The 10,371-nt window shown below is 33.1% G+C and carries 9 protein-coding genes; 4 read left to right on the top strand and 5 right to left on the bottom strand.

Annotated features, from left to right (window positions below; all coding sequences use genetic code 11):
• Positions 1-78: 78 nt before the first annotated feature.
• Positions 79-675 carry an undecaprenyl-diphosphatase gene (locus V7014_RS18780; RefSeq protein ID WP_335509182.1) on the bottom strand — a complete coding sequence of 199 codons (597 nt, stop codon included), beginning with the start codon at positions 673-675 and terminating at the stop codon, positions 79-81.
• Positions 676-911: 236 nt separating this feature from the next.
• Between V7014_RS18780 and V7014_RS18775 the strand changes: the two genes are divergently transcribed.
• Both V7014_RS18775 and V7014_RS18770 read left to right on the top strand, forming a co-directional pair.
• Positions 912-1,340, top strand: a complete 429-nt coding sequence (locus V7014_RS18775) for a hypothetical protein (RefSeq protein ID WP_335509181.1) — start codon at positions 912-914, stop codon at positions 1,338-1,340.
• 221 nt (positions 1,341-1,561) lie between these two features.
• On the top strand, positions 1,562-1,876 hold the full coding sequence (locus V7014_RS18770) for a hypothetical protein (RefSeq protein WP_335509179.1): 315 nt from the start codon (positions 1,562-1,564) through the stop codon (positions 1,874-1,876).
• Positions 1,877-2,048: 172 nt separating this feature from the next.
• Here V7014_RS18770 and V7014_RS18765 read toward each other — a convergent pair whose 3' ends face one another.
• The 3 genes from V7014_RS18765 to V7014_RS18755 all read right to left on the bottom strand — a co-directional run bounded on the left by V7014_RS18765 (position 2,049) and on the right by V7014_RS18755 (position 4,790).
• Positions 2,049-3,140 carry a glycerophosphodiester phosphodiesterase gene (locus V7014_RS18765; protein ID WP_335509177.1) on the bottom strand — a complete coding sequence of 364 codons (1,092 nt, stop codon included), beginning with the start codon at positions 3,138-3,140 and terminating at the stop codon, positions 2,049-2,051.
• A 216-nt stretch (positions 3,141-3,356) separates the two neighbouring features.
• Positions 3,357-3,806, bottom strand: coding sequence for a GNAT family N-acetyltransferase (locus tag V7014_RS18760; RefSeq protein ID WP_335509175.1), 450 nt, complete (start codon positions 3,804-3,806; stop codon positions 3,357-3,359).
• Between the two features lie 174 nt (positions 3,807-3,980).
• Entirely contained in the window at positions 3,981-4,790 is an 810-nt protein-coding gene (locus V7014_RS18755) for an alpha/beta fold hydrolase (protein ID WP_335509173.1), read from the bottom strand.
• 264 nt (positions 4,791-5,054) lie between these two features.
• On the opposite strand from V7014_RS18755, the gene V7014_RS18750 reads away from it, so the two are divergent.
• Both V7014_RS18750 and V7014_RS18745 read left to right on the top strand, forming a co-directional pair.
• The gene (locus V7014_RS18750; RefSeq protein WP_335509171.1) at positions 5,055-6,422 is read left to right on the top strand and encodes a sodium-dependent transporter; all 1,368 of its coding nucleotides are present in this window, start codon (positions 5,055-5,057) and stop codon (positions 6,420-6,422) included.
• An 83-nt stretch (positions 6,423-6,505) separates the two neighbouring features.
• Positions 6,506-8,137, top strand: coding sequence for a pyridoxal phosphate-dependent decarboxylase family protein (locus tag V7014_RS18745; protein WP_335509184.1), 1,632 nt, complete (start codon positions 6,506-6,508; stop codon positions 8,135-8,137).
• Positions 8,138-8,247: 110 nt separating this feature from the next.
• Here the strand turns inward: V7014_RS18745 and V7014_RS18740 are convergent, their stop codons facing one another.
• Complete coding sequence (locus V7014_RS18740) at positions 8,248-9,417, bottom strand: methyl-accepting chemotaxis protein (RefSeq protein ID WP_438824937.1); 1,170 nt, start codon at positions 9,415-9,417, stop codon at positions 8,248-8,250.
• Positions 9,418-10,371: the final 954 nt, after the last annotated feature.

The following is a 10,371-nucleotide window of genomic DNA, read 5'->3' as shown; positions in this document are numbered from 1 at the left end:
GTTCGAAAAGTGATTGAAATCACTTTTCTGACAGCCCTTTCTTATACTACAAGAGCCATTCGATAATAACTAACTGTCTTAAAAATCCTTCTCGTTTTCCTTCAGAGGTATAATCTTTCGTTCGACTTTTTCATAATACTCAAGTAATTGATTAAAGATTTTCCTATTTGGGATAACTCGAAAACAAATAAAGGATGTAGCAATACCGATAATTGCTCCTGTCATTACATCGTATGGATAATGAACCCCTACTAGAATACGAGATAATCCTACTGAAAATGCAAGGATTATCCATATGTATTTGAATCTCGTTTTAAAAAAGAAGAATGAAAAACAAAATGTGAAAAAGAGTATCGTATGATCACTTGGAAATGAGTTTCCAACCGTTTTTTCAATAAGTTTGTTAACATTTGATAACTCTGCGAATGGTTGCTGATTTGAATAAAGTAAACCTGCTGTTTTTCCGATTATTTCAGCCAGAATAAATGATATTCCAGCACTTATAATCATGATTCTATTTCGAGAGGAACGAGTAAACCAAAATAGAATCACTGACACTACTAAAAAATAAACCGTATATTCTGCGAATAAAATTGAAATAGGATTTAGAAAGCTATATTCTTTTCCTAAATCGTTTATAGATCTGAATAAACTAACATTAAATTCAGAATTCATGGGAAGTCACTCCTTTATAGGTTTTCAGATAATAAATGATGTTTTTGATTTTGAGACAATTAAGATTGATTTAAAAGTGTTCTCAAAGAATCTTACGTCGTGGTATCTTACATAAGCTTTTACTTTTCTTTCTTCATGATATAGAAAAAAAGTGTAAGTAACTATTCTTTTTCCTTACGTTAACATTACGTTTTTGTAAGAATACTTTTTGGAGGGGGTAAAAACTTTAATATATTTTGAATATTATTCGATGGAAAGAAATTAAGGAACTACTGAAACTTTTCAATAGGGATGATATTCACTCACAAAAATATTTGTTAAGTAAAGGGGATGTATATATGTATATTGGGATTCAAACACTGCCAATTATTTATGTTGATAACAAAACACAGCAGGATATTTTCGGTTTGCGTTTTTATTATGAAGGTATGGAATTTAAGAAACCAGAATTTAAAAAGATTAAACCTAATGACCGGAAATTAATATCAATATATACACGCAATTTAATTGGGGAAAAGAAGTTATGTATGAGCTATAAAGATAAAGAGTATGCAATATTTGAAAAACTAACAAAGGATATTTGGTCGAATTTTTTAGTGGAAATTGAATCATTTGATGAAAATGATAATTTAGAGATCCGTGTTACACCGAATTTTTCGTTATAAAAAAAGAGCTTCCTTTTCGCAATTGGAGCTCTTTTACTGTATCCTTTAAATACTTTATAGCAGTAGTAGTGTTGCTACAGCACCCTCAAAGCTAACGATCTTTAATATGAAGGAGAAATTATATTGAATACAAATCAGATCTATATGTTGAGTTAGGTTGCTATAATGAAGCAATTGATTGGTTTGAAAAAGGGTGGAAAGAGTATTACATAACAACATATTTGATTAGTAGATTTATCTTTGCTCTCTATAAAACGGAGAATAATACACGTATGCATGAATTAGTAAGGGAAGCCGTTATACAAAAAGAGGAACTGATCAAAGATATATACAAAGAGGAATGTGATGAAATTTGGACAAAGAAAGATAAAGAAGAACGTATTAAAGAATTACTTCAAGAAATAAATGAATGTAAAAATAAAATTGAACAAATTTCATCCGGAACTATACATTTAATAGATTTTGAACCTGAAGTAACTGGAGGCTGTTACTTATTTGGATGTAAGCGACATAATCATTTAGAATACAAAGATTAAGCAGAAAAGTGTGGGGACTTTTTACTTAAACTATAAAAAGTAAGAGCCTTACTAAATATGGAACGTTGTAAGGCTCTAACTTTATCAAATGAAAGATAAAAATTTTTAATATTTTATAAGCAATATAAACTCAATAAGATTTTATAATTAATGGATTTTAATAGATTTTCAACTATTGAAACTTCACATTTTTAGGTGCTTTATAGCCTTTAGGAAGCTTTAGATCTTGATCCCACATGACCTCACGTAAGCGGTCTGGATAGTCGGTGATGATTCCATCAACGCCATCGTCTATAAGCTTGTTCATCGTTGGAATATCGTTAATTGTCCATGGGATAATTTTCATGCCTGCTTTATGTGCATCATCTACCATGTCCTGAGTTACATAAGGAACGTAATTATCGTCCGTCATTTTACCGTTTTGCGGGAAACCATGAACAGGGGAGATTGCGTCTGCACCAAATGATTTGGCTGCTGCTACAAGGTCTCCACCGAAATCATCGATGTCGATGCCACCCAACCATGGTGAAGCCCCAGGTTGTCCAGGCTGCAAAAATTGTGGACCATTAGTTAGAGCAACAATAGGTAAGCGTGGCTCTACTTCTTTCATTCGCATTAGTGTACCCCAGTCGAAACTTTGAATTGAAACGCGGTTCAGCATTCCTGCTTCACGAACTTCGCGAGCAACAATTTGCACGAAATCTTCACGTGGAGCTGTTTCCGAAGGTGCACCAGCCTCTACTTTCGTCTCAATATTCATCCACACCTTATTTGCTTTGTAGCGTTTTACAAGGTCGAAAACCTCGCTCAGTAAAGGCATTTGAGCACCTGGGCTCGCTTGTTGTTCTGGATACTCAGGTTTAGTATTTGTACCACAGTCTAATGTTCGGATTTGTTCAAGTGTCAAATCTTTTATGTACTTGCCTACATAAGGGAATTCAGGGTCTCCTGTGTTTAATGGGCGCGTGTCTTTGCAATTTCTTCCCGATATTTTACGATCATGCGTTACAACAGCTTGTTTATCCTCTGTAATTTGAACATCAAGCTCTAATGTGCTCACACCCATTTCTAGAGCTTTGGAAAAGGAAGCGATTGTCGATTCGACAGTTAGTCCCATTCCTCCACGATGTGCCTGAAGGTCGAATGAATTTGGATTGAAACTCCTGTTGTCAGTATTCTTTGAGTCAATTTCAGCCAAGGCAGGTTGTGTAGAAAACATTATAAGCGTTCCTAGTGTAATGGATAATAGTTTTCTCTTTGTCATTTACTTCACTCCTTATAAAATCTATTACATTAATAAGAATAGAGTAAAAGTGTAAATCATCATTTAAGTAGATGTTAAGATTAAATAAAGTTTTATAGATTTATTAATCCGCACTTGTTAAAGTACCCATAATCAAGGGGGATTTTTTCTAATTTAATTAAATGCAATCAAAAAAGACGTGAAGGGTTCCCACGTCTTTTCGTACTTAAGAAAAAATTATTTCTTTAATTGCCATTTTATCATCTCATGCTGTATTTCCGTCTTTTTCATTTTTAACTTTTCTAATACTCTGATAGATGGAAGGTTATCAATCAAACATTCAGCAACTATGACATCGACAGTATCGAATGAAAAAGCCCATTTTACAATTTCATTTACCGCCTCTGTTGCATATCCATTGCCTTGAGCAGATGGTATAATTCCATAGTCTATTTCAACGGTTTTGCTTGAATTTGGTTTACCTTTAAATCCAATATCACCAATAATAGAATTATTTTCTTTATTAATTACAAGCCATACTCCCCAACCTAAGAGAGTTGAATCTTTTTTTAGTTCTTCTAAATACATTGTAATATGAGGACCCATATTATATTCTTCATCTGAAATTGTTGCTACGTATTCAGAAGTGCAAGGGATAATTCTTAGTCTATCTGTTTGTAATGCCATTTGTTCTCCTTTTTTATGAAAAATGTAATACCTCATCTATAAACAACAAATTAGATTCACTCATATTCATTTCCCCTTTCAGATGTATATAATATCACACCATTGTTTGTTTTTTGTGATAATTAAGATAAATAGTTCTTCTCTGAAATCTTATTTGGTTAGGTTATAAGCTTATCAAGTATTTAAAAACTGCATAAGCGCCTTGTTAAATTCATTCGCTTGATCAATTGGCGATCCATGACCACTGTTGTTGAGTGGATATAATTGCGATTGTTTAATTTGTTTTTGTGTGAGTTCAGCACTTTTAAAAGGAATGAGTTGATCATGAACTCCATGAATGATCATTGTTGGAACTTTGATTTTACTTAAATCTTTTGTTACATCTTCATTCGCTGCTGCTTGTATTATTTTAATAAGAGCGTATGAAGCAGATTGTAGTCCAAGATAAGAAAACCAATCTAACGTAGCAGAACCAAGATTTCGATTGAAAAATGATAAGGACACATCGTTAAGAAACTTAGGGAGATTCATATACATTTGATTTATTAGAGCATCAGCCTGTTCCTTAGTAACACCATATGGAGAATCCTGATTTTTAACAAAAGAGGGGGACACAGCGTCTACCAATATTAGTTTTGAAATATGACGTCCATTATACCGTGACATGTAGCGAATCGAGAGTGCACCACCTACAGAGAAACCAAGTAAGGTAGCATCTTCTAATTGAAGGGCTTCTAAGACCATAGCGATATCATCTGCTAAACGATTGTATGAATAACCGTTCCAAGGTTTATCGGACTGCCCATTTCCTCGTATATCCATTGCGATGCAACGGAACCCATATTGAGGTAATATGTTAAATTGATATTGAAACATTTGATGATTTAATGGCCAACCATGTACGAAAAAAACAGGTTTGCTGCCAGCGCCAGGGTTAAGATCCTGTACAAAGATATGTACACCTTTTTCGACTTCAATATACACAATTCAACCTCCCTTTAGTTTGAAAAATTCTCATTACACTAATAGTATGAAATTAAATGTATGGATATGTAGTAATTAGGGTGGTAAGAAGTAATGAATCAATATTTGGTAATTTTGTATTGATTAAAAGCTATTTTTTGGTAAAAGTGAGGTTGGAATGAAATTTTTTTAAGAATGAAAAGATTTTTTAAAAGTTTTTCTATAAATAGAAATATTTTTTTAGTATAATTATCCAGACACCATGAATAGAAAGGATTAGTAAATATGTCACATCATGAACAATGGAAATCAAAAGTAGGCTTTATTTTAGCTACTGCGGGTTCTGCAATTGGATTAGGGGCTATTTGGAAATTTCCATATATAGCAGGTACAGGTGGTGGGGGAGCATTTTTCCTTATCTTCTTGTTATTTGCTTTTTTATTGGGATATCCACTCTTAGTTGGAGAATTTATTGTAGGTCGTCACGGTCAGAATGACGCGATTACAATTTATAAAAAGCTAGCACCTAATACAAAATGGCACCTGATGGGTAGAATGGGTGTAGTAATTGGAATACTCGTCCTATCTTTTTATAGTGTAGTTGGTGGATGGATTATTCTTTATTTATTTAAAGCGCTTACGGGAGGGCTAAATAATCTATCACAAGAACAATATGGAGGTTTGTTCGAAGAATTAATTTCGAATCCATTTGTAACTCTATTTTGTCAATTCATCTTTATATTGCTAACTGTACTTGTTGTTGCACAGGGCGTTCAAAAGGGAATTGAAAAAGTAAGTAAAATTATGATGCCGCTACTTTTCATCCTGTTTATCGGAATTGTTATTCGCTCATTGAGTTTGGACGGAGCGATGGAAGGGGTTAAATTCTTACTTTATCCTGATTTTACAAAATTAAGCTCTGAATCAATATTATTTGCTCTAGGGCAAGCGTTTTTTACGATTACTCTAGGTGCATCGGTCATGGTTACGTACGCTTCTTACTTACCAAAAACGCAAAACCTGCCTAGAGCCGCTTTTTCGATTATTATTATGAATCTATTCATTGCTTTATTAGCGGGATTAGCTATTTTTCCAGGGGTTTTCTCGTTTGGTTTAGAACCAAATTCAGGGCCACCACTAATATTTGCTGTATTACCAGCGGTATTTAGTCAAATGCCCTTTGGTATACTTTTCTTTACCGCATTTTTAGTTTTATTTCTATTTGCAGCTTTAACATCAGCATTCTCAATGATTGAGATTGCGGTTGCAACAACAGCTAAAAATGATCCAAACAAACGGAAGAAATTAACTTATTTTTTTGGTCTCTTAATTTTTGTGATAGGAATTCCATCTTGTCTTTCTTATGGTGTAATGGCAGATTTCAAACTGTTTGATAAAACAGTTTTTGATTTTGTCGATTATGTAGTAAGTAATGTCATGATGCCATTAGGAGCATTATTAATTTCTATCTTTATTTCAACGAAAATTTCCAAAGACGTATTATTAGCAGAAATGCAACAAGGTTCAAATGTTGGAAAGCTATTCTTTAATATTTGGTACTATTTATTAAAGTATTTAACTCCTATCGCCATTGTCATTGTATTTATGGATGTGTTAGGTGTTTTAGATTGGATTATGAATGTTATAAAATAATTGAGAATCAATAACCTTTTAATAAAGAAGTATTCATATATACATAACATACTATTTTTTTGGAGGATTTAAACATGACAACTATGACAGATTTACAGAAATTATTCCCAAGTGCTGACGGAAATGAACAGCAACGAGAAGAGTTATTAGGTTATTTTAAAACAATATTAACAAGAATGGATGAATTAAAAGATCCATCTAAACTGACTTTAGGTGAAATGCCAAATTATACAGAGGATTATTATAATCGTATCATCCAAAATGCTTTTATTCCTAATAAAGGTATTTCGATGGATGAAACGATAGATAAATTAATGGAGTTAGTAAAAGGTCACCGTTTCTTAAATAGTAGTTATGTGGCGAATGCAACGCCACTTCCTAATATCGCAAGTATTCTAGGGAATTTAGTAACGGTTATTTTAAATGGTAACAACCTTTGGGATGTGGACGGTTCGGCAGCTGCTAATGCAGAAGTGCGTGTGACAAGTATGTTATCAAGAATTGTTGGGTATGACCCGAATTTAAGTGGTGGATATACTACATGGGGAGGACAAGGTTCTATATTCACTTCATTGCGCTTAGCAATAGCACGTCAATTTCCACAATCCAATAAAGAAGGAATCCCGAATAATCTTTATTGTTTCTGTTCTGAACTATCTCATTTCAGTCTCTACAAATCTGTAGAAGCAACTGGTATCGGTGTAAATAATATGATTCGTGTAAAAGCGAATGACGATCATTCAATGGATTTAAACGATTTAAAATTAAAAATGAAAGAAGTTATCAATAATGGTGGTATTCCAATTTATGTATTAGCAACAATGGGAACTACTGATACGTTTGGTATTGATGATATCTATGGAATGAAGCAAGTTTTAGGTGAAATTGAACAGGCATACAACTTAGACCCTATATATGTACATGCTGACTCAGCAATGGGAGGGATGTATACGTTTTTTAATGAATATGATTTTGATAATAATCCTCTTCAATTTGATGAAGAAGTGCGTGATGTATTAAAGCAGTATCAATCATATTTCAGACATATCAACTTGGCTGATAGTATGGTCTTTGATTTTCATAAGCTAGGACAAACTCCTTATATTACAAGTTTGTTCCTTCTAAAAAATAAAGAGGTTCTAAAATACGTAGATCTAGATGCAACTGAGACACCATATGTTGGTAACCGTGGATATGGAAGCTACCACACTAGCTATACGTTAGAATGTACTCGAATGGGAAGTTCAATTGCCATTTATACTTCTTTACTAGCGTTTGGTGTAGAAGGGTATCAGCATATGTTAGCTAATTATTTACTTGTAAACAATGCCTTTAGAAAAGCATTAAAAAGAGAATTCTCAAATGTGGAAGTAACAAATGGGGTATCACCTGTTACAACTTTCAGATTTTACCCAGAACAAGGTCGATGGTGTGATGAGCTTGCAGGAAACTTAGATAGCAAAGAAGTAACGGAAATAAATCAATATAATGAAGATTATGCAGAATTAATTGGTTTAGAAAGAGATATCATTTTCTTTGGTAATACGAAAAAACAACGTCTCATTCCTGTAAAAGATTCAAATAAACGTTTGCCAGTATACGTTCATAAATTCTATACGACAAATCCATATTCAACGATCGAAGAAGTAGATCGATATATTTCCTTCCTTAAAGAACATATGGAAGTGTATAGTAAATCACATATTTTAGTTTAACAGACTATAGATAGCAGTAAGTATCGGAAAAATTACATACAATAAAAGAAGCTCACGACTTATTACATAAGGTTGTGAGCTTCTTTTTCATTGCAAAGTATTTAGTTTACTTATGCTTTGAACTTAGAAATCATAGTTTGTAATTCATTTGCTAATTCATTTAATTGTCTTGAATTTGTTGATAGTTGATTGATAGACGTTAATTGGTCCATTGTTCTCTCTTCAATTTCATGTGTAAAGTTTGAATTATTGTGTGCAATGGCAGTAAGATCCTTAACAGAGGCAGTAACTTCTTCTGTACCTGCAGAAATTTCCTGAGTTGCAGATGAAACTCCTTCGATTTGATTGGCAATTTGGTCTGTAATCTCTTTGATTTCAAAGAAAATTTGACCAGTTTTTTCTGCGATTTTTGATCCTTTATCTGCCTCTATTGTACCTACATCCATTGAAGATACGGCATTGTTCGTTTCTTGTAGAATTTTTTCAAGGATTTTTGCGATTTTTTCGGATGACTTAGTTGATTCTTCCGCTAAGGTTTTTACCTCTTGAGCGACTACAGCGAAACCTTTACCATGTTCGCCCGCACGAGCTGCTTCAATCGCAGCATTTAAGGCCAATAAATTAGTCTGACTAGAAATGCCGGTAATTACTTCTAAAATACTAGTAATTTCGTCAGATCGTACTTTTAATGAACTAATAATGTCACTGGATTGCTTTACAGTATCATTGATTACCGACATTTGTCTCACCACTTCACTGATAGAATCTAGACCTTCCATTGCGTAGTCTTCCATACGTTTAGATATAACTGTCACATCTTGAGTAGAATGTGCGATATTGTTGATTTCAGCTGCAATTTGTTCGATAGCACCTGCTGATTCATTAACTGAGATCTCTTGTGATTGTGCGCCTATTGACATTTGCTTAACGTTTTCGCTAATTTTTACAGAGTGTTGTTGTGATTGTTCAGTAACATTCGTAACTAAGTCAGATGATTGTAATAATGTATCAGATGTTTTTCTTATTTTTAAAATCATCATTTTTAATTCAGCAGCCATATTATTAAAGTCTTCATTGATTTTTCCTAAATCGTCTTCCCTTGTAGGAAGTTCAATATCTAGGTTTCCTTCTCTCATTTCATTAATACCATGCCGTAATTGTGTTAATGGTCTAAAGCTTCTACGACTAACAAATATTTGAATAAGAACTGATAAGATTATGGATGGGATTAAAATAAGTAGTGAATTTTTTATGTATTTTTCTGTTCCATCTTTAACCATACTTGCATCAACATCTACTCCAAAGAAAGCAAACACTTCTCCAGAAGAATCTTTGATTGGATACATTACTGTGATCCAAGTACCAAATTTGTCATGATAAATCTCAGATGCTGTAACTTTTTTTGTTTTATTCATTTCTTGTATAGCTTTTGCACTAGCATCTGGGTGTTGGTAGATGTCACCAATTTTTAAATTGGCCTGTTTTAAGTTATCAACAATGTGAGTAGGGTTGGCGATAATTGCTGATTTACTGCCATCTACTAATGTGGATTCAAATAAATATCCTTGGGCGACATTTGGGTTTGCTTCAGAAAGTTGATCAAATAAGGCAGTAAACTCTTGTTGTGTCGGATCATCAAAATCTTCTTCTTCTGCAGCTTTCATAACTAAAGATGGGTTAATTTCTTTTCCCCATTTTTCTGCGATTCCTGTTGCTTGCTCTTCCATTTCAGTTGTCAGTATTTCGTTTTGAATCCTTAAGTTTGAAACGACCAATACAATACCTATTAGTAGAATTAATCCTGTTGTACGAAGGATTGATTTTGTTGCAAAAGATAATCTTTTTAGTTTTTTCATGTTGTAATAAACTTCCTTTCTCTATTTAAATATAATATCGGCTAAGTTGCTTCTGAAATTAATGCTTTTGAACTATATTTCTCTTTTTTAGACTAAAGAAAGGTGTTCCTATACACAAATATTGTCAGTTATTTGTTGTAAATGAACTTAAAATATGAATGCGAGGATAAAGAGATGGATGAATGTGGTGAAAAGGGAGATACCAATGATTAGAAGAGCAGTTGGTGCTATTGTTTCGTGTGGAAATAAATTTATGATAATTCGTAAAGTAAAGATTAATACAATTTCAGGAAAGCACATAACGATACTAAACTATTTTTCTTGAAACATTTTAATTCTTAACGTTATTATAAAGAGAAAAAAACAAACACCATAGGA

Origin of the sequence: Bacillus sp. JJ722, from assembly GCF_036963345.1 — a bacterium.
Lineage (GTDB): Bacteria > Bacillota > Bacilli > Bacillales > DSM-1321 > Bacillus_AD.
This window is presented reverse-complemented; position numbering and strand designations above follow the sequence as displayed.